The organism is Enemella evansiae, from assembly GCF_004362375.1.
In the GTDB taxonomy this organism is placed as follows: Bacteria; Actinomycetota; Actinomycetes; order Propionibacteriales; family Propionibacteriaceae; genus Enemella; species Enemella evansiae.
Window position 1 is genome coordinate 1504551 of record NZ_SNXA01000008.1, and the last position, 26095, is coordinate 1530645.

Genomic DNA, 26095 nt, shown 5'->3' on the forward strand with positions numbered 1-26095 from the left:
TCGGCTCAGTCCCAGGTGAGTTGCGACTCGGTCGGCCGCTTGCCGGTGGAGGGCAGCACCCCGTACCGCGGCAGCGCCGTGCGCATCACGTCGTAGGCCACCGGGCCGGCGACGGCGCCGCCGGTGTAGCCCTTGGTCGGGTCGTTGACGACCACATAGGTGAGGATCTGCGGATCCTCGGCCGGGGCCATGCTGGCGAAGGAGGAGATGAACCCCTCGTATTTGCCCTTCTCCGCGTCGTAGACCTCCGAGGTACCGGTCTTGCCGCCGATCCGGTACTCATCCATCGCCATCGAGCCGGCGAAACCACCGGGGCCGACGACCGACTCCATCATCGAGGCGATGTTCTTCGAGGTCTGCTCCGAGACCACCCGGCGCGGTTGCTCCCGGGGCGGGGTCGGGACCTGGTTGCCGTTGGCGTCGGTGGCGCCCTTGATGATCGTCGGCGGGTTGTAGACGCCGTTGTTCAGCACCCCGGCGATCGCGGCGGCGTTCTGGATCGCGGTCACCGACAGGCCCTGGCCGAAGGCGATCTGGTCGCGGGTGTAGCCGGGCATGTCGGCCGGCGGGACGTAACCGGCGGCCTCACCGGGCAGCTCGATCCCGGTCGGCTTGCCGAGGCCCAGGCGCAGCAGCGCGTCCCGGTAGGCGGCGGTGTCCATCTTGCGGGTCATCATGATGGTGCCGATGTTGGAGGAGTAGGTGAACGCGCCGCGGGCGGTGACCTGGGCGTACCCGTGCTGCCAGACGTCCTTGACCACCCCGTCGCCGGACTTGATGCTCGGCGGCACCACCAACCGGGTGTCGGGTTCGACCAGCCCGGCATCCATCAGCGCCGACATGGTGAGGATCTTCTGCACCGAACCGGGTTCGTACGCCTGGGTGACGGCCCGGTTGAACAGGTCCTCGCTGCGTGCCCCGGCGGCGTTGTTGGCGTCGAAAGTGGGCACATTGGCCATCGCCAGCACCTCACCGGTCTTGATGTTCATGGTGATCGCGGTGCCCGACTTGGCCTTGGACTCCTCCACCGTCTGCGCCAGCTTGCGCTCGGCGATCAGCTGCAGCTCGCTGTCCAGGGTGAGCTGGTAGTTGGTGCCGTCGGTGGGCGGGGTGACCACATTGGTGCCCAGCGGGATCCGGTAGCCGCTCGGTGAGGACTCGTACATCTCCTTGCCGGGGGTGCCGGACAGCTCGGCGTTCATCGAGTACTCCAGGCCGCCCTGGCCCTTGGAGTCGCCGCCGACGAAGCCGACGACGGCGGCCGCGGTGCTCTTCTCCGGGTAGCTGCGGATCGGGTCGGACTCGCGGAAGATGCCGTAGATGCTGGCCGAGCTGAGTTCCAGCGCCAGCCGCTGGTACGCCGCAGCGGGCACCTTGCGGGCGACCACCGAATACTTGGTGTCCGGCTTGGTGAGCGCCTTGAGGTAGTCGTCGCGCTTGCCGCCGACGTATTTGACCAGCAGATCGGCGACCTGGTTGACCCGGTTGGTCTTCGGGTCGGTGGTGTTGATCAGGGTCGGGTCGGCGGTGATCATCACCGCGGCGGCGGTGTCGGCGAGCACGGCGCCGTTGCGGTCGGTGATGGTGCCGCGGACCGCGGGCATCGCCACCGTCCGGGTCATCTGCGCCGCGGCGGTGGCGGCGTAGGCATTCGAGTCGAAACCCTGCAGCTGCAGCAACCGGCCGCCGCAGATCGAGACGACGATCGCCAGCACCAGCAGGGCGACCCGCAGCCGCTTGTCGGCGGCACCCAGCGGCATCCGCAGCGGCGGGCGATGGCCGCGGGGGCGGCGGGTCGCGGGGCGACGGGTCGCCGGGCGGCGCTGACCGGAGCGGGCGGTCGCGGACTGCCGGGTGGCGGGACGCCGGCCACTGTTCGATCGGGCACTGCTCGATCGGTTACTGCTCGATCGGTTACTGCTCGATCGGGCACTGGTGGACCGCACCCCACCGGAGCGGGTGCTGGTCGGGCGGCGGCGGTTCTGGTCGGCCATCTAGCGGCTCCCCTGGGTCGGCGCGGTCGTCGGCTGCTGGTTCGGCTGGTTCTGAGCCTGGTTCTGGTTCTGCTGGGCCTGGGCGGCCTGCTGCTGGCGGGCCAGCTCGGCCTCCCGGTCGGCCTGCTGCTTGGCCTGGGCCTTCTGGATCCGGGTGCGGTTGCTCTCCAGCACCTTGCGCTCGTCGGCGGCGCGCTGCTGGGCGTCCTGGCGGGCCTTGTCGGCGCGGATCTGGGCCTGCTCCTCGGTGCTGCGGGTCACCGCACTGGGCAGGTACGCCGGGTCGGCGGCCTTCGGATCGCCGACGATCCGGCCGTCGGGCAGCACCAGGAAACCGACGAAGTAGTTGGGCCGCAGGCCCAGGTCGGAGGCCTTGCGGGTCAGCTCGGTGGTCGATCCCGCCTCCACCACGCGCTGGCTGAGCTCACCCTCGGCGTACGCCATCTCCGCGGCCTGTCGCTTCAACTGGCTGGCCTGGAAGGCCTGGTTCTGCAGGCTGGTGTTCAACAGCAGCAGGCCGACCATGCCGACGCCGAGGATCGCGGCCAGCACCACCACGAACGGGACGGTCGCCAGCTGCCGGCCGGTCGAGGGCACCGCACGGAGCCGCGGCCGGGACGGGGTGGACCCGGATTCGCGGGGCGACAGGGTGGTCTGGGCGCTCATCGGGCCTCCTCGATCCGGACGGCGGCGCGCAACCGGGCGGAGGCGGCGCGGGGGTTCTCGGCGATCTCGGTGGCCGAGGGTTTCTCGGCACCGCGGGTGAGCAGCTGCAGTTCCGGGCCCATCCCGGGCGGCACCACCGGCAGCCCGCGGGGGGCGCGGGATTCCGAGGCGGTGCGCAGCGCCTGCTTGACCGCGCGGTCCTCCAGCGAGTGGTACGCCAGCACCGCGATCCGGCCGCCCAGGGCGAGCGCGGCGATGGCCGCCGGCAGCATCCCCTCGAGCGCGGTGAGCTCGCGGTTCACCTCGATCCGCAGGGCCTGGAAGGTGCGCTTGGCGGGATGTCCGCCGCCGGCGTGCCGGGCGGCGGCCGGGATCGCGCCGGCGATCGTCTCGACCAGCCGGGCCGAGGTGTCGAAGGGTTCCCGGTCGCGCTCGCTGACGATGGCGCGGACGATCCGGTCGGCGAACCGTTCCTCGCCGTAGCCGCGCAGGATCCGGACCAGGTCACCGGGGGCGTAGGTGTTCAGCACCACGGCGGCGGTGAGCGGCTGCTGGGCGTCCATCCGCATGTCCAGCGGGGCGTCGGTGGCATAGGCGAAACCGCGTTCGGTGCGGTCGATCTGCAGCGAGGACAGCCCCAGGTCGGCGAGCACCGCCTGGACCTGCGGCGTACCCAGATCGGTGAGCACCTCGGGCAGTTCGTCGTAGACGGCCTCGACGAAGCGGACCCGGTCACCGAACGGGGCGAGCCGCTCGGCGGCGTACGCCAGGGCCTGCGGGTCGCGGTCGAGACCGATCGCACGGGCCTCGGGGCAACGGGTGAGCAGCGCCTCGGTGTGCCCGCCGAGGCCGAGGGTGCAGTCGACGAAGACCGAACCGGGCGCGGCGAGCGCGGGTGTCAGCAGATCGGTGATGCGATCACGCAGGACGGGGACGTGGCGTGCGGCCTGGACCACCTGCATCGTCCTCCCCTCACCTGCGCCTGCGGCGCGGGCTCCGCTCGACCCGGGATTCGTACCGACCGCCCGGGCGGGTGCCCGAACGGCGAACGTGTCGCCAGGTTTCGTCCCGAAAAGCGGTGGGAAAGCTGCCTGGCACCGGGGAAGGTGTGCCAGCCAGCCCGCCTCTCGGGCCGAAGCCTCACGACACGTGCGGCCCCCTCGTCCACCCCTCACTGGGTGAGGCCGGGGAAGACCTCGTCGTTCATCTCGGCAAAGACCGATTCCTGCTCGGTGGAGTAGGTCTCCCATGCCGTCGCGTCCCAGACCTCGACCCGGTCGATGGCGCCGACCACGACGATCTCCTTGTCCAGCCCCGCATATCTGCGCAGCTGGGGCGGGATCGTGACCCGGCCCTGCTTGTCCGGCACCTCGTTGCTGGCCCCGGCCGCCAGCATGCGCTGGAAGTCGCGGACCTGCTTCACGGTCGAGGGACCGGACGCCATCTGGCGGGCGATGCCTGCGAAGACCGCCTCGGGATAGATGGTCAGACAGCGGTCCTGACCACGGCTGATCACCAATCCCTCGGCCAGCTCCTCACGGAACTTCGCCGGCAGAAAGAAGCGGCCCTTTTCGTCGAGCTTCGGTTGGTGCGTCCCCAGAAACATGACTGAGGTCCACCTCCCCTGGCTCCCGAATCGTGCCGATTCGCTCCACTGCGCTCCACAGTACTCCACTTTCCCCCACTGGAGGCAAGTTTTCCCCCACTTTTCTCCCCGGTACGCCCCAGGCCAGGCCGCGGGCCCGCGCGAGTGCGCCCTGACAAGGGGTTTCACCCCGAGCGAGCGGGTCGACCCCGGCGGCGTCCGACGACACAGACCCGGTCCCCGGTAGCAGACGGCTGTGACAGAAGTGGCCTGTGCGACCTGTGAGGCGCCCGAACGGACCCTCTGGGGCGTACCGGTGGAGGGAAGTGGAGTGGATCGCGAATCCGCGGGACAGCCGGCCCGCGACCGAGCAGACTGACGGCATGACCGCACTGAAGATGATCACCCTGGATTGCGCCGAGGTGCCGCCGCTGACGAAGTTCTGGTCCGCCCTGCTCGGCTGGCAGGTGCTCGCCGAGGGCGAGGGGTACGCGATGCTCGGCGACGACTCCGGCCCGGCACTCGGCCTGGGCGCCGTACCCGGTTACCAACCCCCTGGCTGGCCGAACGAGAACGGCAGCAAACAGTTCCATCTCGACCTCGCCAGCGAGGACATCGCCGCCGACGAGCAGCGTGCACTCGCCTTGGGCGCCACCCTGGCCGATCCGCAACCCGGTGACACCTGGCGGGTGCTGCTCGATCCGGCCGGCCACCCCTTCTGCCTGACCGACGCCGCCAACTGGGGCTGACCGCGGCGTACCTCCGTTGCCGAATCGTGATCTATTGCTCGACCGCGTAAGGTGGTCCCCCGGGTGACTGTGGCCGCGTGCGCCGCGCGCTGCCTTCGGGCGGTCTCGCGGAGCTTCCGAATGCCACCGCACCCGGACACAGCAGGTGCGAAGAGCAGACGGAGGAACAGTTGAGCTCCTACTACGACGAGGATCGCGACGGCCCGATGACGGGCTCCAACCCGGTCGTCGGACGCCGTGGTGCGGGCCCCAGCCGCAACTACGGGGTCGATGACGTCCTGACCGTGGTGGGCCGGGTGCGCGAGGCCATCGAGTCGGTGATCGAGGGCAAGCGCGAGCCGATCGACACCGCCCTGGTGGTGCTGCTGGCCGAGGGTCACCTGCTGCTCGAGGACGTGCCCGGGGTCGGCAAGACCATGCTGGCCAAGGCGATCGGCCGCTCCATCGAGGGTTCGGTGCGCCGCATCCAGTTCACCCCCGACCTGCTGCCCTCCGACATCACCGGTGTCTCGGTGTTCAACCAGGAGCGGCGCGAGTTCGAGTTCAAGCCCGGCGGCATCTTCGCCAACATCGTCGTGGGCGACGAGATCAACCGCGCCTCGCCGAAGACCCAGTCGGCGCTGCTGGAGTCGATGGAGGAGCGCCAGGTGTCGGTCGACGGCACCACCTACGAACTGGAGCTGCCGTTCATGGTGGTGGCCACCCAGAACCCGATCGAGATGGAGGGCACCTATCCCCTCCCCGAGGCCCAGCGCGACCGCTTCATGGCCCGGATCCAGATGGGCTACCCGACCACGAAGTCCGAGCTCGACATGCTCGAGCACCACGGCACCCGCGACCCGCTCGATGCCCTGGAGCCGGTCACCGACGCCGCCACCGTGCTCGGCCTGATCGACGCGGTCAAGGACGTCTACGTGGCCCCCGCGGTCAAGGAATACCTGGTCGCCGTCGTCACCGCGACCCGGAACACCCCGGACCTGCGGCTCGGCGCCTCCCCGCGTGCCTCGCTGCAACTGCTCCGCGCCGTCCGGGCGTACGCCGCGATGGCCGGGCGGGACTACGTCTCCCCCGACGACGTGGCCGCGCTCGCCAACTCGGTGCTCTCACACCGGGTGCTGCCCTCCACCGATGCCCAGCTCGCCCGCCGGTCGGTCGGCGACATCATCGACGGCGTGCTGCGCTCGGTCCCGGTCCCCGACAAGTGAGCCGCGGAGCCGACCTACCTTGAAACGCAATCCCTGGAGCCTGCTCACCGCGCGCGGCAAGATGTTTCTGATCGCCGGGCTCGCGGTGGCGATCCTCGCCATCCTGTTCGGCCAGAACGACGTGCTCTGGCTGGCGCTGCTGCTGGTGCTGCTGCCCGCCATCTCGCTGCTGTTCATCGCCCGGACCCGGCTCCGGCTGTCGCTGGAGCGTGGCTTCGACCACGGTGAGATGCCGATCGGTGACACCCTGGAGGCCACCCTGCGGCTGGAGAAGCAGGGCAACCTGCCCGCCGGGTTGCTGCTGTTCGAGGAGAATGTGCCGCCGGCGCTGGGTCGCCGGCCGCGCTTCGGGGTGAACAACGTCTCCGGCAGCTGGCAGCGCGATGTCAGCTATCCGCTGGTCGGCAACCAGCGCGGTCGCTACACCGTCGGCCCGCTGCTGGTGCGCTCCCGGGATGCGTTCAACCTGGTCAAGTTCGATCGTCAGTTCACCGCGACCTCCGAGGTGCTGGTCACCCCGCGGATCCATCCGCTGGCCCCGATGGACAACGTCACCGGCGGCGGGTCCTCCGGTGAGGTGCACCCGCAGCGCCTCGGTGTGATCGGCTCCGACGACGTGCTGATCCGCGAATACCGGCAGGGCGACGACGTGCGCCGGGTGCACTGGCGCTCCACCGCCCGGCGCGGTGAGCTGATGGTGCGCCGCGAGGAGCAGGCCTGGGATCCGAGCGTGACGCTGATCCTCGATTCCCGCGCCCGGGCCCATGGTGGGCCGGGTCGCGAGTCGTCCTTCGAATACGCCGTCTCCTGCGCCGCCTCGATCGCGATGCACTTCGTCGAGCACGGTTTCGCGGTGCACCTCTACGACGCCCAGGGCGACATGCTGCCCCGGGACACCGACCGCACCTTCAACACCACCTCCCAGCACGTGCTGCACTGCTTCACCGATGTGCAGCCGGCTCCGCTGCGGGACCTCTCCGAGGGTCTGCAGTCCTCGCTGCTCGGTCAGCAGGGCCAGCTGATCGTGGCCGTCACCGGCCGGCTCACCCCCTCCGATGCGGAGGCGCTGCTGCGTACCCGCCGGAACCGGGCGCACGGTCTGGCCGTTGTGCTGGACGTGGATTCGTTCGTCTCCCGCAATGAGCGCGCCGACGAGGAGGCCCGTGCCGCGCACGAGCAGGCGGTGCAGATGCTGCGCAATCAGATGTGGCGGGTCGCCGAGGTGAAGCGCACCACCCCGATCACCGATGCCTGGAAGGATCTGGAGCAGTTGGGGGAATACGTCTGATGACGGCACCGACAGCGCCCGCGCGTTCCGCCAGCACGTCCGGCACCCGGACCCCGCGGCTGCAGGTCTCGGACCGCTACGCGGTGGCGATCATGATCGCCTCGATCCTGGCGGCCACCACGTTGATCCCGTTGACCACCGACACCAGTTTCGTGCTGCTGTCGGCGATCGGCGTCATCGCGCTCGGCCTGGTCGGCGCCGTGCTGCGCCGACTGCGGCAGCCCGAAGGACTGGTGCTCGGCATCCAGTCGGTGGTGCTGCTGGGCTATCTCTTCGCGGTCTCGCTCGCGCTCGGCGACGGCGGCAATGTCTTCGGCAACTTCGTCGGCCTGTACGCCCAGGCGACCGAGCACATGCGCACCCAGCCGGCCCCGATGGCGCCGAATCCCGGGGTGACCCTGCTCTTCGTCACCGCCGTCGGGGTGATCGCGCTGCTCACCGATGTGCTGGTGCAGGGCATCGACCGGCCGATGTGGGCGATCGCCCCGCTGGCCGCGCTGTTCCTGGTACCGGCGCTGGCGCTGACCACCCGGGTGCCGATCTGGACCTTCCTGGCCATCGCGGTCGGTTATCTCGGCGTGCTGCTGGCCGAGGGCATCAACACCTCCGAACGCTGGCCCCGAGGGGTACGCCGCAGCGAGCACGACCGCGGGTCGGGCCCGCTCGCCTGGCAGCTGGCCGCCCTGGTCGCGATCCCGGCGATCGTGCTCTCGCTGGCCCTGGGCAGCCTGGCCCCGACCGTGCCGTTCAACGGCTGGGGCGGCAGCCGGCCGCGCGGTGAGGGGCCGCTGCAGATGACCGACCCGACCCTGGATCTGCGCCGCAACCTGAACCAGCCGGAGGACCGGGTGGTGATGACCTATCGCACCGACCAGCCGGGCGGGGTCTATCTGCGGATGGCCTCGCTGCCGATCCTGGACAACTCGGGCTGGCACAACGCCGGCATGCAGCTGACCAACGGCCGGGACCTGCCGCCGGCGCCGGGATACCGCGCCGTGCCCGGCCAGCCGACCCGGACCACCCAGATCCAGATCGCCGACTTCCGCTCGGAATACCTGCCGCTGCCGTTCGCCCCGGACAGCTTCGAGGCACCCGGCAACTGGGCCTACGACCGGGACTCGCTGGTCGTGCTGGCCACCGGGGACAACCGGCTCGAGGCGACCCGCGGGTTGAACTACACGGTGCGCAGCACCGACATCGAGCCGGACGGCCGCGGACTGTCCAACGCCCAGGTCTCCAACCCGCCGGACAGCCCCTATACGGTCCCGGTCCCCCAGGACGTGCCCGATGACATCCTGAACCTGGCGCTGCGGATCACCAACGAGGCGCCCACCCCGGCGCTCAAGGCCGCGGCGATCCAGAAGTTCCTGCGCACCGACGGTGGGTTCACCTATTCGACCGAACCGCAACCGGGTGCGGGCTACCAGGCCCTGCAGAACTTCCTGTTCGTCGACAAGAAGGGCTACTGCGAGCAGTTCGCCGCCTCGATGGGGCTGATGGCCCGCGTGGTCGGCATCCCGTCCCGGATCGGGGTGGGCTTCCTGCCCGGCGAGCGACAGGGCGATGAGTGGCAGGTGTCGATCCGCGACGCGCACGCCTGGCCCGAGCTGTGGTTCGAGGGCTATGGCTGGGTCCGCTTCGAGCCGACCCCGAGCGTCGCGCAGCCGCCGTCGTGGACGGTGCAGTCGACCAACACCAGCAACGAGCAGCAGCCGGGCGCCTCGGCCACCCCGGCCCCGGCCGAGACCCAGGCGCCGGCGCCGGAGCCGACCCCGACCCCCGAGCCCACCCCCGAGGTGGCGGCCCCGGTCGAGGAGAACCAGTTCCCGTGGCGGCGCGTGCTCGGCACCGCCGGTGTGGTGGCGCTGCTCGGCGCCCTGGCCTGTACGCCGATGCTGTTGCGCAACCGGCGCCGCAGCATCCGGCTCTCCGACACCGGCGACCAGTCACAGCAGGTGGAGAACGCCTGGTCCGAGGTCCGGGACTCGGTGGTGGACAGTGGTGCGGACTGGCCGCGCGGTACACCGCGGGTGATCGGTACGCAGTTGGCGCACGATCTGGATCCGACCTCGGCCAAGGCGGTCACCGCACTGGCGCTGACCGTGGAGCGGGAGCGCTACTCCCGGCAGCACGATCTGAATGTCGATCTGCCGGCGGTCACCCATCAGGTGCGCCAGGGGTTGCACAACCGGACCGAGGGCATGGCCAAGTTCCTGGCCGATTGGTGGCCACGGTCGTTGTTCACCCGCCGCCGCTGAGTCGGTACCGAGTTTGTCAGCGACTATGGCCCGTCCGCGTATCGCGGACGGGCCATAGTCGCTGACAAACTCTTCTGCGGGGTCCCACCGGGCACGCAAAAGGCACCCGGGGGATCCCGGGTGCCCTCGTGCTGGGTGGGGGTTCGCTCAGAGGCCGTCGTCCTGGCGGCGGCGCCAGCGCTCCTCCATCTTGTCCATGAAGCTGGAGTCCACCGACTGCGCCTTGGTCGGCGTGCCACCGCCCTTCTTGGCGGTGCTCTGCTCCTGGCGGCGGTAGGCGCTGATGGCGATGATCGTCGAGGCCAGCATCACCACGAAGCCGAGCACCGAGACGAGCCAGTGCAGTCGCATGCCGGCGACCAGCATCCCGCAGCCGATCAGGAACGCGACCCCCGACAGAGCTGCTCGCTTTCGTCGCAGCGTACGAGGCGTTCGCGTGCCGCGCATCGCATGCGCGAGCTTCGGATCCTCGGCCGCCAGGGCAGCCTCCATCTGCTCGAGGAGCTTCTGTTCCTCATCCGACAGAGCCACCGTGTCACCTCCATGTGGGGAACGGTTCCGCGCCACTGTGGAGCGGGTCAAGGCAAAGTCTAGTTCGCGTACAGGGCCAAGGAAACCCACACCTTCAGGGGCATCCCTTACCCGCGCCCGATGTGGCTGGTGTGACTCGTGTGGCGCGTCAGGGCCGCTCGACGGACGGCATCCGGACCGTACCGGGCGACCGCGGCATCCATCGCCCGCTCGGCCTCCCGCCACCCGCGCTCGGGTTCGGCGAGTTCGGGCTGGATGTAGGCCTCCGCGGCCGGTACCAGCCCCTCGACCCGGACACCGACCTTGCGGATCCGGGGACGGGTGAGACCGAGGGACTCCCACAGTGCCGCGGCCCGGGCGTACACCTCACCGGTGCCGTCGGTCGGGGTGCGCAGGGTGCCCGAGCGGGTAAGCTGGCTGTAGTCGGCGAACCGCACCGTGATCACCACCGTCCGCCCGAGCATCCCGGCGGCGCGCATCCGGGCGGTGGTGCGGTCGGCCATCCGCAGCAGCTCCCGGCGGACCAGGGCGTCGTCGTCGGTGTCGCGGCCGAAGGTCTGCTCCGAACCGATGCTGCGCTCGACCGGCCGGGCCAGCACCGACCGGGTGTCCCGGCCCCAGGCCAGCTCGGCCAGCATGCCGCCCAGGTGTGCACCGAGTCCCCGCTGCAGGGTGGCCCGCGGGGTGTGGGCCAGGTCGGCGACGGTCCGCAGGCCGAGCCGGTGCAGCTTTTCCGCGGTGGCCTCCCCCACGCCCCAGATAGCGGTCACCGGCAGCGGGTGCAGGAACTCCACCACCCGATCGGGAACCACCTCGCGCAGCCCGTCGGGTTTGGCCGAGGTGGAGGCGAGCTTGGCGACGAACTTCGAGGGCCCGATCCCGACCGAGCAGGTGATGCCCTGTTCGTCGAAGACCTGGGCGCGGATCAGCTCGCCGATCCGCGCCGGACTCCCGAGCCGGCGTACCGCCCCCGCGATGTCGAGGAAGGCCTCGTCGATCGACATCGGTTCCACCGTCGGGGTGATCGCCTCGAGGATCGCGAAGACCCCGCGCGAGGTCGCGGTGTACGCCTCGAAGTCCGGTGGCAGCACCACCGCCCGCGGGCAGAGCCGGCGCGCCCTGGTCATCGGCATGCCGCCCTCGACGCCGAAGGCGCGGGCCTGGTAACTCGCCGAGAGCACCACCCCGCGGGTCGCGCCGCCGACGAGCACCGGTTGCCCGATCAGCTCCGGCCGGTGCCGCAGCTCCACCGCGACATAGAAGGCGTCCATGTCCACATGCAGCACGGTGGACCGCCGCGGTCCACTCATCGGGGACACCCCTGGGGTGCTACTCCTTGCGGGAAAGCACGTGGAACCGGGTCGCCGTCTCGATGAACTCGGGTCGTTCGGAGGCCGCCGCCTCCAGCTCGAGCAGTTCGTCGGAGCGGCCCTCGGCGACGGTGGTCGGCACCTGGTCGGAGAGTACGCCGATGCCGTGCTCGGCGATCGGCTCCCAGCCGGCCTCGGTGAGCAGCTCCCGCAGCGTCCCCCGATCCAGCAGGCCCTCGTCGCCCAGCAACCGGGACGCCTCGGCGAAGTTGCCGGCCTCGGCCTGCTTGAGCATCCGCGGCAACCGCTGGGTGATCAGCACGCTCAACAGCCCCCCGGAGGCGACCGCGGCGGCGATGCTGCGCAGCGCCTCGGCGGTGTCCTCGGTGCGCTCCAGCACCAGATGGCAGAGCACCACATCCGCCGAACCGTCGGGCACCACCTCGGCCAGGGTGGTGGTGTCGCCCTGCACCGCCCGCAACCGGTCCCCGAGCCCGGCCTCGGTGGTCCGGCGGGCGGTCGCCGCCAACGCGTCCGGGGAGGGGTCGACGACCAGCACCCGGTGCCCGGCCTCCGCCAACGCGGCGGCCAGCCCGCCGGTGCCGCCGCCCAGGTCGACGACCTCCAGCCCCGTGCCGGCCCCGTGGCGATCGAGCTGCTCGGTCAGCAACTGAACCAGCCACCGCTGGGAGATCGACCGTCGCCGCTGGCCGGTGGGGCGCCCCGCACCCCGGCCCGTCTGCTGGTTCTCGCTCATCCTGCCTCCTCGAGGTGGAGGATATCGGCCGGTGCCCGGTGAAGTTGCCGGACCCGGCGTCGCGGCTTAGGTTGAGCGACGAACACCCCTCGACCAGCCGACCCGCAGGAATCCGATGCCCCAGCTCCGCACCGCCCTCCCGGCCGCCGCCTGCGGGTTGCTGCTGCTCGCCGGGTGCAGCGGCAGCCCGAGTGCTGCGCCCACCGCACCGAGCGTCCCCAGCGCGCCGGTCGCCACCACGACCGCCTCGCCCACCCCGACCGTCTCGCCCACCGCGACGCCGACCCACGCGAGCAGCGCCGGCAGCTCGGCCACCCCGGCGCTGAACGACCCCGCCCCGGTCCGGCTCGACGGGCTCGCCGTCGGCCCGGGTGACCGGTTCACCGTCCGGGGCCGCCTGCTCGACCAGGCCGGCCAGCCGATCGTCGGCGCGGTCGGTGAGTTCTATCTGGAGGGCACCGGGCGGAATCTGGTGCAGGGGTACGCGACCGGTGTCGACGGCAGCTTCTCCGCCAGCTTCGGGCCGGCCGAGGCGCCGCCGGAGGCGACCCTGATGATGTACTACCGCGGCGACGACCAGCACGCCGCCACCTCCTTCCTGATCCGTAAGGGAATCCCGCGTCCCACGCCGGCCGCCCCACCGAGCCCGGCCGCGACAACAGCACCCGCACCGGCGCCGGCACCGAGCAGCGCCCCGGCCGCCCCGGCCGGCCCCGCGCCCAGCCCGACGCCCGCCTCGGCGAGCCCCACCGCGACCCCGGGCTGACACCACCCGGACCACCCGCTCATCGGCCCGAACTCCCCGGGCTGGAGTGCCACAGCTTCCGCGGCGCCCCGGCCGCCGGGGACCCCGCCGGCCCGCTGCCACCGGCCGGTTTGATGTCGGCGTACGCCGATTGCCGGAATCCGCTGGGGTGCACCAGCATCCGCCGGGCTCCACCGCCGAAGTCCTCGGGCACCTCCGCCAGCAGATCCCGGACCGCGGTCAGCGCCCGCTCCCGGTCACCGGTCAGCTCCAGCACCGACTGCCAGCGTTCGAAGAGTTCACCCAGATCCCAGCAGCCGTCCGCCAGCACCGAGACCCCACGCGGTCCGGTACGCCGCAGCTCCCCGCGCACCACCAGCAGCCAGGAGCCGAAGATGGTGCGCGCATAGGGCCCCTGGGCGTCCTCGAAGAAGGTGGCATCGACCGGGCCGGTGGTGTCATCCAGGGTGAGGAACACCACCCGACGCCCGGAGCGGATCGGCGGGGTCTGGGTCGCCACCTTCACCCCGGCGACCAGCACCGCCTGCCGCCGACGCACCGACAACAGGTCGCGGGAGCGGGTGACCTGCAGGGCCGCCAGCAGTGGCGCATAGAAGTCGACCACGTGCCGGCTCACATCCAACCCCAGCACCGCCAGCTCGGCCTGCACCCGTTCGCTGTCGGTCAGCTCGGGCAGACCGCTGGGGACGGGGTCGGCGTCCTCGGTGAAATCCAACGGCAGTTGGATCTCCGGCGGCCGGACCTCGGCCGGCCGCCGGCTCTGCGCCAACGCCCGGTCCCGCGGATCGGAGGCCGCCCCATCGGCCGGACCCACCCGTCGCGCCGCCCCGCCGGCCAGCCCGCGGGCCCGGCGGGCCTGCTTGATGCCGGCCCGGCTGTCGCGCTGCAGATCGGCGACGGTGAGCAGCAGATCCCGCCGGGTGAGCCGGCCCCGCCGCACCGAGGTCGCCGTGCCCAGGCGATGCACCGCATCGAAGCCGCCGGCCAGCACCAACCGCTCCACCACCGGCGCCGACACCTGGGCCCGGTTCCAGAAGTCGGTCAGCGACCGATAGGGGCGGCCCGCGACGATCCGCGCCACCTCGGTGGCGTTGATCCCCTTCACCTCGGCCAGCGACAGCCGGATCCCCCATCGTGGCGGGGAATCCGGTGCGGCACCGGTGTCCGCCACCTCCGGGAGGCGTTCCACCAGGTAACCGTCGGCGGAGGCGTTCACATCGAGACCGAGCAGCGCCACCCCGCAGCGGCGGGCCTCCTCCAGGATCAGCCGTTTCGGATACATCCCGGGGTCATGGGTGAGCACCCCGGCCAGGAAGTGGGCCGGCCAGTGCGTCTTCAACCAGGCCGACTGGAAGGTCGGCAGCGCGAACGCGGCGGCGTGCGCCTTGCAGAAACCGAACGAGGCAAAGGATTCCAGCACCTGCCACACTCGCTGCACCACCACCGGGGAATAACCGCGGCCGATCGCGGTCGGGATGAACCAGGCCTTCGCGTCGGCCTGTCCGGTGACGCTGCCGAGCGCCCGGCGCACCTCGTCGGCGATCGCCAGGCTGCACCCGCTGAGCGTGGCGATGATCTGGATCACCTGCTCGTGGAAGACCACCACCCCGCAGGTCTCGCGCAGGAACGGTTCCAGATCCGGATGCAGATGGCTCGGCCGCGCATAACCCTGCCGGGCCTCCAGGAAGGGACGCACCATGTCGCTCTTCACCGGTCCGGGCCGGAACAGCGAGATGTCGATGATGATGTCGGTGAAGTCACTGGGGCCGAACTTGCCGATCAGTTCGCGCTGCCCGGGTGACTCGATCTGGAAGCAGCCCAGGGTGCGGGCCTCGCCGATCAACCGATAGGTGTCGGGGTCGCTGAATCCGTCGTCAGCAAGGGATTCCAGATCGATCCGCTCCCCTGTCGTGCGTTCCACCTCGGCGACCGCGTGGGACATCGATGACTGCATCCGGATGCCGAGCACATCCAGTTTGAGCATCCCGATCTCCTCGACGTCGTCCTTGTCGAACTGGCTCATCGGATAGCCGGCGAAGCTGGCCTCGACCGGGGTGCGATCCAGCAGGGTGGCGTCGGAGAGGAGTACGCCGCAGGGGTGCAGTGCGACGTGCCGCGGCAGCCCGTCCAGTGACTCGACCAGCTCGAACAGCAGATCCAACCGCCGCTCCGCCAACCCGGCCGCCCGAAGCTCCGGCAGATCACGCAGCGCCGCCCGGGCGTCCCGGGCCCGGATGTGCGGAAACGCCTTGGCGATCGCGTCGATCTCCCCGGGCGGCAGGCTGAGCGCGGCACCCACGTCGCGGACCGCATGCCGCACCCGGTAGGTCTCCAACATCGCCACACAGGCCACCCGCTCACCGCCGTAGGCAGCAAGGATCTGCTGATAGATCTCCTCCCGCCGGTGGGATTCCACGTCCAGATCGATGTCCGGCAGGCTCTTTCGCAACGGGGACAGGAACCGCTCCATGATCAGGCCGTGCCGGATCGGGTCGACCCCGGAGATGCCGAGCAGATGGTTGACCAGCGACCCCGCACCGGAACCGCGCGCAGCCACCCGGCAACCGCGTCCGCGGACCAGCCGGACCACATCGTCGACGGTGAGGAAATAGGACGCGAAGCCGTGCTGGGCGATCACCGCGAGCTCCTCGTCCAGCCGACGCCGGATCGCCTCGTTGGCCGTGCCATAGCGTGCGGAGATCCCTGCCTCGCAACGATTCGCGAGCAGCTGCTGGGCGTCGCCGACGCGGGTGCCGCCACCGATCACCGACAGCTCGGGCAGATGGATCTCCCCCAGGCCCAGATCGCGGCGCGGATCCAGCCGGCAGCGCATCGCCAGCATCCTGGTCTCGGCGATCAGCCGCGAACCGCCGTCGGCACCGCGGCCGGCACGGCGGGCCAGCAGTTCGGCGAGCACCGCCATCTCCTTGCCCGATTTCAACCAGGCCTCGGCATTGCGCCGATCCACGTTGCGGGCATCCAGCGGCACCAACCGGCGGGCACAGTCGAGCACGTCGATGGTGGGTGCCTGGTCCCGGTGCGCCATCCGGACCGCATTGGTCAGCACCGCCGGCACCCGGCAGTGGTCCGTCAACGCCAGCAACCGGGCCGCCTGGACGCTGGAGCCGATCCCCCGCCCGGGCAGCTGATGATCGCTCACCCCGACCACCAACGCCTGCGGTGGCAGCACCTGCGCCCAGTCCCGCAGCAACCGCTCCGCCACCTCCGGCCGCTCGACCACGGCCCGACCGACATCGGAGTCCGCACCGAGCAGCACGACCAGCTCACCGCCGGCGGCGTACTCCATGATCGTCGCGCGGTCGGCGACCGGCCTCCCCCGCTGCCCGGACAGGTGCGCCGCCGAGGTCAACCGGCACAGCGCCGCCCACCCCGCCCGTGAGCTGGCGAGCACGCAGAGTCGTTGGGGGGCGACCCCCAGACCCCCGCGCTCGCTGCGCTCGCAGGTTCCTGCCGGGAGATTCCCCGCCTCCGTGACGTTTCCGGGGTGCACGGCCAGATCGATACCGAGCACCGGGGCGATGCCGGCGTCCCGGCAGGCGCCGGCGAAGCGGATCGCGCCATAGAGCCCGTCGCGGTCGGTCAGCCCGAGGGTGTCCATCTCGTGCTCGGCGGCCCGCGCCACCAGTTCGGCCGGTTGGGAGGCCCCGTGGCGCAGCGAGTAGGCCGATGCCACGCGCAGATGCACGAAGGGATCAGGCATGGACGCTGCTGTCGGGGGTGACCCCCGATCGGCGGTCACCGACGAGTCGGCCCGTCACCTGATCGTGGAAGGCGGCCGCCTCCCGGACCAGATCATCGGCCTCGCGGGCGCTCACCAGGTTGCTCGCCCCGGCACGCAGCACCTCACATTTTCCTTGCAGGGCAAGGAAGAATCCGGCCCACTCGGCCAGCTCCGGGGCCACCTCGGCCAGCAACCCCCAGGCATTGCGCCGCGCCGGCTGCCGACCCGGCCGGCAGCGCATCGCCAGCACCACCGCGGCCACCTGCCCGGCGGCCCGATGGGCGGTCAGATAGCGGTCGGCGGCCGGGGTCGTCAGCTCCGCCTGGACCAGCGTGGCCCGGGCCCGGGCGAGCTCACTGCTCGCGTCGGTCATCGTCCCTCCCTCAATCGATCACGGCGTCCAGCCACCACCCGGTGGCCGTGGCATGCTGCAGCTCGAACACCCCGCTGCGTCGGGAACCGGTGTGCACCGAACCCCGCTCGGCCAGCACCCGCCAGCCGATCCGCTCGGCGATCAGGTCGGTCGATGCGTCCTCGGCGACCCGGACGCCGCCGTCGCGCACCGCCCGGGCGGCGGGTGACTCCCACCACGGGGAGGTCAGCACCCAGCGAGCCTGGATCTCGGTGACCTGCCACACCAGGCCCCGCCAGCAGAACTCGACCGGGGCCTCGATGCCGTCGACGACACCGTCCCGCACCGCGATGGCTTCTCGATGGATCCGCATGGCCGCTCCCCGGTTCGTCGCACCTGTTGGCGTGTGTCTCGACCCGGGCGGCCCCATGGAAATGAGGAAGCCCCGGCGCGAGCGGGGGTCGAGTTCCACCCGCGCCGGGACCAGCCCTGCGTCCGAACGGGTGCTCAAGAGGCCCTTCCCCAAGTGCGTCCTCGAACACGTGTTCGAACAGGACCAACTATAACCACCGGCACCGACAATCCGTCAAGCCGTTCGAATCCCGAATCCGACGCGAGCACCAGCGCGGCTCCGCGACCCGGTCCCTGCCCTACCATCAGGCCACGATGTCGACACGGTACGAGCCGCCGCGGCACCGGGCCCGCGAGGTCTCGGTGCTGATCCTGCTGCTCGCGCTGCTGACCACCGCCGGCGTACTCGCGACCGACCCGTTCCGAAACCCGGTCGCGCTCACCGGGGCCGCAGGGCGCTGGGTCCCCGCGGACGCCGACCGGGCGTACGCCACCATCGAAGGAACGGGCCGCACCGGCGCCGGAGCCAGCGACCCCGCCATGGTGGAACATGCCCGGCTCTCGCCCCAGCAGGCGGTGGAGGCCATCTCCAGCACCGCCTACGAGACGATCCTGCGACGGGACCGGTGGCCGACCCAGTGGTGGCGGGAAACGCTGTTCGCCAGCGGCTGGAACGACCCGTGGCGGAATCGGTTGCGTGGCTTGGACAACGCCGGTGCGATCACCAGGACCGCGCAGACCTGGGGTGATCGCGGCCTGGTGTTCGGACCCGGGTTGCTCGAACTTCCGGCCGATGTCGCCCCCGGCGTCCGCTGGAACTCCACCGGTGAGGTCGCCGGCAACGAGGAGTTCGGCATCGGCCGCTACCGCAACGACTCGTCCGCCAGCGCGGTCGGTGACTGCCTGCTGGTGGTCTCCGATACCGCGCTCACCGCCGAGGACGGTACGCCGCGGCGCTGGCGGGAGGAGAACACCTGGTGCCCGGGGCGCGGGGTGGTCGCCGAACGCGGCAGCACCGATCTCGGCCCGGCGCCGCTGCAGTGGTCCACCCGCCCGGGCGAGGTGGAACCGCTCAAACCCGACCGGCTGATCCCGCCACAGGTTCCGCTGGATCGACTGGCCGACTGGACCCGACGGCCGATGACCGGATTCCGTGGGGACGCCAGCTTCGGCTTCGAACGTGGCCGCGACCAGACGATGTCCGGTGCGGGAGCGGTCAGCGCGGGCGGGGTGGCGATGCTGCGCGCCTCGGTCACCCCCGACGTGATCGCCCTGGAGGCCACCGAGCAGAACGACCAGCTACCGGTGACCCGGTTGCATCCCGGCGGCGCGATCCTCAACCTCACCGCAGTGGGCGACATGATCGCGGTGAGCACCACCGACCGGCGGGTCCAACTCTACCACCCCGGTGGCTACCAGGCCTGGACCGCGACCCTGCCCGATGTCAGCACCACCGGCCCGGTCCGGGTCGGCACCGACCGGATCGTCGTCGCCACCCTCGGCGGCAGCGTGCACGGCCTGGACCTGGCCACCGGACGGGAACTGTGGCGGCAGCAACTCGATGCGGGCGTGACCATGAAACCGGCCAGCGACGGCACCTCGGTCGCGGTGGCCGACGAACAACAGAACATCACCGTCTTCGACGCCGCGACCGGTGCCCAGCTCTGGCAACACGACAGCCCCATCCCGATCCGCGGGGTGGCGGTCAGCCGTGGCCAGCTGTTCACCAATGCCGCCGGCTGGCTGCGGATGACCAGGATCGCCGACGAGCAGTTCGTCTGGGAGTCGGCGGTGCCGACCACGGTCACGCTGGCGGTGACCAGCACCCGGGTCGTCGTCGCCGGACAACGCGAGACGCTGCTGTTGGATCCGGCCGACGGCCGACGGGTCGCGGCGCTCGGCGGCGCCGATGACCTGCTCACCGTCGATGACACCGCCTTTCTGGTCACCGGGGACGAGCTGTCCGCCGTGGGGCCGGACGGACAGCGGCAGGGCAGTTGGCCGCTGACGCCGGCCGGCAACCGCATCCTGCAACCGAGCGATTCGGGGATCTGGGTGCTCGGTCGCGACCCGGAGTGGACGATGGACCGGGTGGGCCCATGAGCACCGGACCGCTGCGCCGGCTCGTCGAGCTCGTCGGCTATGTGGTGCGCCGGGTACTCCTCGACCCGGTCCGCGACGGCGTGCTGCGCGGGCACCGTTGGCCGGCCGGGCTGACTGCGATCGTCTGGGCCGGATATCTGCTGTACGCACTGGCCACGGTGACGGTGCTGCTGGCCCCCTGGCTGCGGACCCGGCTGCCGTTGCGGGTCGGTGGGGTGAACACCATTCCCGCACCGATGCTGGCACTGGTCCAGGTGGTTCTCGGTTTCGCGCTCACCGCACTCTTCTGCGCAGCACTCCACCTGCGGCGCTGGCTCCGGCCGTTCGGTTGGCTGGTCGTCACCGCCGTCCTGCTGATCCCGCTCAACCTGCACCGCGTGCCCTCCTCCCCCGAGTTGCAGGGCCCGACCCTGTGGACGACCCTGGCGGCACCGGTGGCACTCGGGGCGTTGATGGTCCTGCGCTGGCGGACCCGGTTCGCCTGGTGGGAGTTCGTCGTCACCCTGGTGGTCATCGGCACGGCCCTGTACGCCGGGGCGACCGTCCACGGCGTCCCCTTCGAGAACCCGACCTACGACCGCACCCTGGGCAACCTGGTGTTGATGGCCGCCCTGCTGTCGCTGCTGGCCACCCCGGCGATGCTGATGGCGGGCGCCGCCTTCGGCGAGTTGACCGTGGCCACCGCCGCGTGGACCGGCACGGCGCTGCGCCGGCTGATCGACACCCCACCCGATCGGCCGGCACCGGGGCGATCCGACGGCGCGGTACGGGTCGGCCTGGGCCTGCTGCTGATCGGGCTTGCCGGGCTGCGCGGTCTGAAACTGGCGACCGAGGTCACCGCCGGCGGGCTGGCCAATCGACTGGTCGGACTGCTGGGCGGTGCGTGGGTCGTGCTGCTGGTCGCGGTGGCGATGGCGCTGGCCATCTGGTGGGCCGACCGGGTCTCCGGCGACTTCGACCTGCGCCCCGATCCCGACGACGTCCCCGAGGCGTGGCGAGCGACTCTGCCCTGGCTGGCGATGATCCTGGGCGTACCACTGGTGGCGGATCAGGTCATCGGTCAGCTCTTCGCGGCCTTCGGAATCCCCGCCGTGCAGGGATTCCTCGACAGGTTCAACCTGTCCTCGTGGCTCGGTGCGGTCACCGCCGCGGCCGCCGCCGTGCTCGCGGTGCGCACCGCACGCCGCGGGCTCCGGGTCGCCGCCGCAGCGGCCGCGGCCTTCACCGCGGTGATGACCGCGTCGACGATCAACACCCTGTTCGGCATCCCGGCCGATGCCGACGCCGGCACCGTGCTGGCGGTGCCGGCGGTGCTGGTGATCGCCCTGGCCCTGCTGCTCCGCGGCCGACTGACCGTCGGCCGACTGGTCACCCTGATCACGGTGCTCCTGCTGGCAGTGGCCTGGCCCTACCGCAGCTGGATCGCCGAACCGGTGTCCGCCCTCGCCTTCGGTGGCATCAGCGTCGCCCTGATGCTCGGGCTGGTCTGGCGCCTGCTCACCGATGGCGGTTACGCACGGCACGGATCTCCCGGATTCCCTGTACCGGCTCGGGTTCTGCTGGTGCTCGGCAACGCCTTCCTCGGCCTGCTCCTGGTGCTGATGCTGGCCGGGTTCGGCGGGAACTTCCCCTATCGCCCGGACAACGTCGAGGTCCTGGGCGATCAGAACCTGGCGCACACCATGCTGATCATGGCCCTCTGCCTGGGGTGCGCGGCCGCGCTGGCGGGACGCGACCGAGCGATGTCGGCCGGTGACACGGTGCTGCGCTGACCGCCGTTCAGGCCGCCGGTGCCAACCGGGCCGGCTTCCCCGCGAGCAGGTGCGGGTATGCCGCCAGGGTCAGGAACTCCGGGTACCGCTCGGCCAGCACCACCTCGGCGAACAGCTCCCGGGCCTCGTCGAGCCGGTCCTCGGCCTCCCGCGGGATCAGCGCGTACTCCTGCGCGATCAGCTCGGTCAGCCATTCGGCGCTGATCGGTTGCCCCTCAGCGGTGCGCGCACCCAGGTGCCGCCACTGCCACAGCTGGGAGCGGCAGATCTCGGCGGTCGCGGCATCCTCCATCATCGAACCGATCGCCACCGCACCGCGGCCGCGCAGCCAGGCGTCCAGGTAGCGCAGGCCGACCCGGATGTTGGTCCGCACCCCGCGTTCGCTGATGTCGGCGTCCGGGACGCGCACGTCGATCAGCGCGGCGGTGTCGGCCGGCCGGTCGCGGCGCCGGCGGGCCTGCTGGTGCTCGCCCGAACCGAGGGTCTCGTCGAAGACCGCCGCGCAGACCGGCACCAGGTCGGGGTGGGCGACCCAGGAGCCGTCGAATCCGTCCTTGGCCTCCCGGGTGTGGTCGATCCTGACCCGGTCCAGCGCGCGCCGGTCGGCGGCCGGGTTCTGCCGGTTCGGGACGAAGGCGGCCGGCCCGCCGATGGCGTACGCCCCCCGGCGATGGCAGACCCGCACCAGTTCGCTGGTGTACTCGCGCAGGAACGGTGCGGCCATGGTGATCTGATCGCGATCGGGCAGCAGGTACGCCTGGCCGCGACTGCGGAACTGCTTCACCAGCGAGAACAGGTAGTCCCAGCGGCCGGCGCTCAGTCCCGCCGCATGTTCCCGCAGCTCGTAGAGGATCTCCTCCATCTCGAAGGCCGCGGTGATCGTCTCGATCAGCACGGTGGCCCGGATGGTGCCGCGCGGGATGCCCAGCAGGTCCTGGGCGGTGTTGAAGACCGCGTTCCACAGCCGCGCCTCCTGGTGCGACTCCAGCTTCGCCAGATAGAAGTAGGGGCCGCGACCGTGGGCGATCAATTCCCTTGCATTGTGGAAGAAATAGAGGCCGAAGTCGACCAGGGCGGCGGGCACCGGTTCACCGTCGACGAGCAGGTGCGACTCGGTCAGGTGCCAGCCGCGGGGCCGCAGCACGATCGTCGGGGTCACCTCGGCGGTGACCCGGTAGTGCCGCTCGGTGGTGTCATGCTCCAGTTCGCCGCGCACCGCATCGCGCAGCGTCACCTGACCCGAGATCACGTTCCGCCAGGTCGGGCTGGTGGCGTCCTCCAGGTCGGCGAGCCAGACGCGGGCACCGGAGTTCAGCGCGTTGATCGCCTGCTTGGGTTCGGTGGGACCGACGATCTCGACCCGACGGTCGGCCAGCCCGGGCGCCGGCGGTGCGACCCGCCAGTGCGGATCGGCGCGCAGGTGCGCGGTCTCCGCCGGCCGGATCGGATCATGACCGGCCTGGATCGCCGCGGATCGCACGCTGCGCTCGGCCAGCAGCTCGTTGCGCCGCCCCCCGGCGAGCCGGTGCAGGACGGCCACGAACTCCAGCGCCTCGGGGGTGAGCACCTCATCGGCCCGGTCGACGACTTCGGTGGCGACGATCTCGATCTGCTGCATGATCTCGGAATCCTTTGCTGGACGGACTTTCTGGGGAAGGGACTTGAGAGAGGAAGGTTGCGTGCGGGTGACCGGGAGGTTTGGACAAGACCTCGGCAGGTGGTCACCCGCACGCTGGTTCGGGGGCGGGGATCAGGCGCCTTCGATCAGAACTGGGCGGACTCGGTCGAACCGGCCATCGCACCGGTCGAGCTCGACGGGTTCACCGCCTGGGCGATCTGGTCGAAGTAGCCGGTGCCGACCTCGCGCTGGTGCTTGGTGGCGGTGTAGCCGCGCTCCTCGGCCGCGAACTCGCGCTCCTGCAGCTCCACGTAGGCCTTCATCTGCTCGCGGGCGTAGCCGTGCGCCAGATCGAACATGGAGTAGTTCAGCGCGTGGAAGCCGGCCAGGGTGATGAACTGGAACTTGTAGCCCATCGCGGCCAGTTCCTTCTGGAACTTGGCGATGGTCGCATCGTCCAGGTGCTTCTTCCAGTTGAACGACGGCGAGCAGTTGTAGGCCAGCATCTGGTCGGGGTGGGTCTGGTGGATCGCGTCGGCGAACTTCTTCGCCAGCTCGAGATCCGGCGTACCGGTCTCCATCCAGAGCAGGTCGGCATAGTCGGCGTACGCCCGGCCGCGGGCGATGCACGGCTCGATGCCGTTGCGCACCTTGTAGAAGCCCTCGCCGGTGCGCTCACCGGTGATGAACTCCTGGTCCCGCTCGTCGACGTCGGAGGTGATCAGGGTGGCCGCCTCGGCGTCGGTGCGGGCCACGATCACGCTCGGGGTGCCGGCCACATCGGCCGCCAGCCGGGCGGCGTTCAGGGTGCGCTCGTGCTGCTTGGTGGGGATCAGCACCTTGCCACCCAGGTGGCCACACTTCTTCTCGCTGGCGAGCTGATCCTCCCAGTGCACACCCGCGGCACCGGCGGCGATCATCGCCTTCATCAGTTCGTATGCGTTCAGCGGTCCACCGAAGCCGGCCTCGGCGTCGGCGACGATCGGCACCAGCCAGTCCTCGACGGTCTGGATGCCCTCGGCGCACTCGATCTGGTCGGCGCGCAGCAGTGCGTTGTTGATCCGGCGGACCACCTGCGGCACCGAGTTCGCCGGGTAGAGCGACTGGTCGGGGTAGGTGTGACCGGAGAGGTTGGCGTCGGCCGCGACCTGCCAACCGGAGAGGTAGATGGCCTGCAGGCCGGCCTTCACCTGCTGCACCGCCTGGTTGCCGGTCAGCGCACCGAGGGCGTTGATGAAGTCCTCGCTGTGCAGCTTGTCCCAGAGCCGCTCGGCACCGCGCTTGGCGAGGGTGTGCTCCTCCTGCACCCGACCGCGCAGCCGCACCACGTCAGCGGCGGTGTAGTCGCGGCGGACCCCGGTCCAGCGGGGGTTGTCCTTCCAGTCCTGCTCCATCGACTCGGCGCTCATCGGGATGTGGGTGCTGCTCTCGCTCATCACGGCTCCTTCGCTCGGTTCACGGTCTGTGGCTTCGGCTCGTATCGGCCGGCAGAAACAACGATGCGCCAAGAAACAACACCTGCCCAGCAGGTTTATGGTGAAAGAAATGCAAAAATTAGCTAGAGTGAAAGAGTGACGGAATCGGATTGGCAGCGCCGCCCCAAGGACCCCGAGCCGGAGTCTGTTTTCGACCCGTTTTCGTTGGGCCGCCGGATCCGCGCCCTGCGCAAGGAGCGGGAGCTGACCCTCTCCCGGGTCTCCGAGCTCACCGGGATCGCCAGTTCCCAGCTCTCCCTGCTGGAGAACGGCAAGCGCGAGGCCAAGGTCTCCATCCTGCAGAAGCTCGCCAAGGCGTACGACGTCACCATCGACGACTTCCTCTCCGAGGTGCCCAACCGGCGCACCATGCTGGAGATCGAGCTGGAGCGGGCGATGCGTTCCCCGCTCGCGCAGCAGAAGGGCCTGCCCAGCGTGCGGATCTCCCCGCGGATGCCGATGGAGGTGCTGGAGGCGCTGGTCGGGCTCCATCGCGAGCTGGCCCGCACCGCCGAGGAACAGGTCGCCACCCCCGAGGAGGCCCGTCGCGCGAACACCGAACTGCGTGCGGAGATGAAGGCACACAACAACTACTTCGGTGAGTTGGAGGAGCAGGCGGCCGGGTTGCTGAAGAAGGCCGGTTACCGCCGCGGCCCGCTGTCCCAGCACGAGATCGGTGCGATCACCGCCCACCTCGGCTTCACCCTGCAGCACGTCGGCGACCTGCCGCACTCCACCCGCTCGGTGACCGACCTGAAGCAGATGCGGATCTATCTGCCCCGCTCCGCCGGCGGCGACCACGATCCGCGATCGGTGCTGCTGCAGGCCCTGGGTCACTACGTGCTCGGCCATCAGACCCCGAACAACTACGGCGACTTCCTGCGCCAGCGGATCGAGACGAACTATTTCGCCGCGGCCCTGCTGATGCCGGAGTCGACGACGGTGGAGTTCCTTTCCCAGGCCAAGAAGGAGAAGCAGCTCGCGGTGGAGGACCTGCGGGACGCGTTCGCGGTCTCCTACGAGGCCGCCAGTCACCGGATCACCAACCTGATCACCCACCATCTCGACATCCCGGTGCACTTCCAGAAGGTGCACGAGTCCGGGATCATCTACAAGGCCTACGAGAACGACGGGGTGAACTTCCCGGCCGACCACACCGGCGCGATCGAGGGTCAGCCGGTCTGCCGCTACTGGACCAGCCGGCAGGTCTTCGACGCCTCCGACAAGTTCAACGCCTTCGACCAGTACACCGACACCTCGGCGGGCACGTTCTGGTGCACCGCGCGGGTCGAGGGGGCGTATTCGACCTGCATCGGGGTGCCCTACGTGCAGGCCAAATGGTTCCGTGGCCGGGACACCCGGGAACGCTCGAAATCCCGCTGCCCCGACGAGACCTGCTGCCGCCGGCCACCCGCGGAACTGTCCAGCGCCTGGGCCGGGCACGCCTGGCCGTCGGCACGCGCCCACTCACATCTGATGGCCGCCCTCCCCCCGGGCGCCTTCCCCGGCGTCGACGAGACCGAGGTGTACGCCTTCCTCGAGGCGCACGGGAGTTGAGTGCTCGGTGGTTGGG

General features: G+C 70.7%; 20 protein-coding genes. 8 read left to right on the forward strand and 12 right to left on the reverse strand.

Annotation, left to right across the window (positions count from 1 at the left end):
• Positions 1–5: 5 nt before the first annotated feature.
• The 4 genes from C8D81_RS07745 to mraZ all read right to left on the reverse strand — a co-directional run bounded on the left by C8D81_RS07745 (position 6) and on the right by mraZ (position 4266).
• Complete coding sequence (locus C8D81_RS07745; RefSeq protein ID WP_133625807.1) at positions 6–1994, reverse strand: peptidoglycan D,D-transpeptidase FtsI family protein; 1989 nt, start codon at positions 1992–1994, stop codon at positions 6–8.
• Positions 1995–2660 (reverse strand): hypothetical protein, encoded by a 666-nt coding sequence (locus C8D81_RS07750; RefSeq protein ID WP_133625808.1) that lies wholly within the window; start codon positions 2658–2660, stop codon positions 1995–1997.
• Positions 2657–3622, reverse strand: a complete 966-nt coding sequence (gene rsmH, locus C8D81_RS07755; RefSeq protein WP_094425939.1) for a 16S rRNA (cytosine(1402)-N(4))-methyltransferase RsmH — start codon at positions 3620–3622, stop codon at positions 2657–2659. The genes C8D81_RS07750 and rsmH overlap by 4 nt, the downstream gene beginning before the upstream one ends.
• Before the next feature lie 209 nt (positions 3623–3831).
• Positions 3832–4266: a division/cell wall cluster transcriptional repressor MraZ gene (mraZ, locus tag C8D81_RS07760; protein WP_094361063.1), complete on the reverse strand. Its 435-nt coding sequence runs from the start codon at positions 4264–4266 to the stop codon at positions 3832–3834.
• A 362-nt stretch (positions 4267–4628) separates the two neighbouring features.
• Between mraZ and C8D81_RS07765 the strand changes: the two genes are divergently transcribed.
• The 4 genes from C8D81_RS07765 (at position 4629) to C8D81_RS07780 (ending at position 9745) form a co-directional block, all read left to right on the forward strand.
• Complete coding sequence (locus C8D81_RS07765; protein WP_094425987.1) at positions 4629–4994, forward strand: VOC family protein; 366 nt, start codon at positions 4629–4631, stop codon at positions 4992–4994.
• Between the two features lie 206 nt (positions 4995–5200).
• Positions 5201–6199, forward strand: coding sequence for an AAA family ATPase (locus C8D81_RS07770; RefSeq protein WP_094361209.1), 999 nt, complete (start codon positions 5201–5203; stop codon positions 6197–6199).
• Positions 6200–6218: 19 nt separating this feature from the next.
• The gene (locus C8D81_RS07775; RefSeq protein ID WP_166646709.1) at positions 6219–7487 is read left to right on the forward strand and encodes a DUF58 domain-containing protein; all 1269 of its coding nucleotides are present in this window, start codon (positions 6219–6221) and stop codon (positions 7485–7487) included.
• Entirely contained in the window at positions 7487–9745 is a 2259-nt protein-coding gene (locus tag C8D81_RS07780) for a transglutaminase family protein (protein ID WP_094425936.1), read from the forward strand. The genes C8D81_RS07775 and C8D81_RS07780 overlap by 1 nt, the downstream gene beginning before the upstream one ends.
• A 147-nt stretch (positions 9746–9892) precedes the next feature.
• On the opposite strand, the gene C8D81_RS07785 is transcribed toward C8D81_RS07780, so the two are convergent.
• The 3 genes from C8D81_RS07785 to C8D81_RS07795 all read right to left on the reverse strand — a co-directional run bounded on the left by C8D81_RS07785 (position 9893) and on the right by C8D81_RS07795 (position 12343).
• The gene (locus C8D81_RS07785) at positions 9893–10276 is read right to left on the reverse strand and encodes a DUF3040 domain-containing protein (RefSeq protein WP_094361069.1); all 384 of its coding nucleotides are present in this window, start codon (positions 10274–10276) and stop codon (positions 9893–9895) included.
• A gap of 107 nt (positions 10277–10383) precedes the next feature.
• A complete protein-coding gene (dinB, locus tag C8D81_RS07790; RefSeq protein WP_094433141.1) occupies positions 10384–11586 on the reverse strand; it encodes a DNA polymerase IV in 1203 nt (400 codons plus the stop codon).
• Positions 11587–11605: 19 nt separating this feature from the next.
• Entirely contained in the window at positions 11606–12343 is a 738-nt protein-coding gene (locus tag C8D81_RS07795; protein WP_094361073.1) for a methyltransferase domain-containing protein, read from the reverse strand.
• Positions 12344–12458: 115 nt separating this feature from the next.
• Here C8D81_RS07795 and C8D81_RS20870 point away from each other — a divergent pair, with 115 nt between their 5' ends.
• Positions 12459–13109, forward strand: a complete 651-nt coding sequence (locus C8D81_RS20870; protein WP_166646710.1) for a hypothetical protein — start codon at positions 12459–12461, stop codon at positions 13107–13109.
• A 19-nt stretch (positions 13110–13128) separates the two neighbouring features.
• Here C8D81_RS20870 and C8D81_RS07810 read toward each other — a convergent pair whose 3' ends face one another.
• From C8D81_RS07810 to C8D81_RS07820, 3 genes are read right to left on the reverse strand one after another with little or no spacing between them, the layout of a single operon-like run.
• Positions 13129–16830 (reverse strand): DNA polymerase III subunit alpha, encoded by a 3702-nt coding sequence (locus C8D81_RS07810; RefSeq protein WP_094430142.1) that lies wholly within the window; start codon positions 16828–16830, stop codon positions 13129–13131.
• Positions 16823–17224: an SAV_6107 family HEPN domain-containing protein gene (locus tag C8D81_RS07815; RefSeq protein ID WP_094430140.1), complete on the reverse strand. Its 402-nt coding sequence runs from the start codon at positions 17222–17224 to the stop codon at positions 16823–16825. Before C8D81_RS07815 ends, C8D81_RS07810 begins: the two co-directional genes overlap by 8 nt.
• Before the next feature lie 10 nt (positions 17225–17234).
• Entirely contained in the window at positions 17235–17576 is a 342-nt protein-coding gene (locus tag C8D81_RS07820) for a DUF6504 family protein (RefSeq protein WP_094430138.1), read from the reverse strand.
• 293 nt (positions 17577–17869) lie between these two features.
• On the opposite strand from C8D81_RS07820, the gene C8D81_RS07825 reads away from it, so the two are divergent.
• Entirely contained in the window at positions 17870–19657 is a 1788-nt protein-coding gene (locus C8D81_RS07825; protein ID WP_094430136.1) for an outer membrane protein assembly factor BamB family protein, read from the forward strand.
• Entirely contained in the window at positions 19654–21429 is a 1776-nt protein-coding gene (locus C8D81_RS07830) for a hypothetical protein (protein ID WP_094430133.1), read from the forward strand. Before C8D81_RS07825 ends, C8D81_RS07830 begins: the two co-directional genes overlap by 4 nt.
• Before the next feature lie 7 nt (positions 21430–21436).
• On the opposite strand, the gene aceB is transcribed toward C8D81_RS07830, so the two are convergent.
• Together aceB and aceA are read right to left on the reverse strand one after the other, a co-directional pair.
• The gene (gene aceB / locus C8D81_RS07835; protein ID WP_133625811.1) at positions 21437–23047 is read right to left on the reverse strand and encodes a malate synthase A; all 1611 of its coding nucleotides are present in this window, start codon (positions 23045–23047) and stop codon (positions 21437–21439) included.
• 146 nt (positions 23048–23193) lie between these two features.
• Positions 23194–24483 (reverse strand): isocitrate lyase, encoded by a 1290-nt coding sequence (gene aceA / locus C8D81_RS07840; protein WP_094361093.1) that lies wholly within the window; start codon positions 24481–24483, stop codon positions 23194–23196.
• A 135-nt stretch (positions 24484–24618) separates the two neighbouring features.
• On the opposite strand from aceA, the gene C8D81_RS07845 reads away from it, so the two are divergent.
• Complete coding sequence (locus C8D81_RS07845; protein WP_208109142.1) at positions 24619–26079, forward strand: helix-turn-helix domain-containing protein; 1461 nt, start codon at positions 24619–24621, stop codon at positions 26077–26079.
• Positions 26080–26095 lie beyond the last annotated feature (16 nt).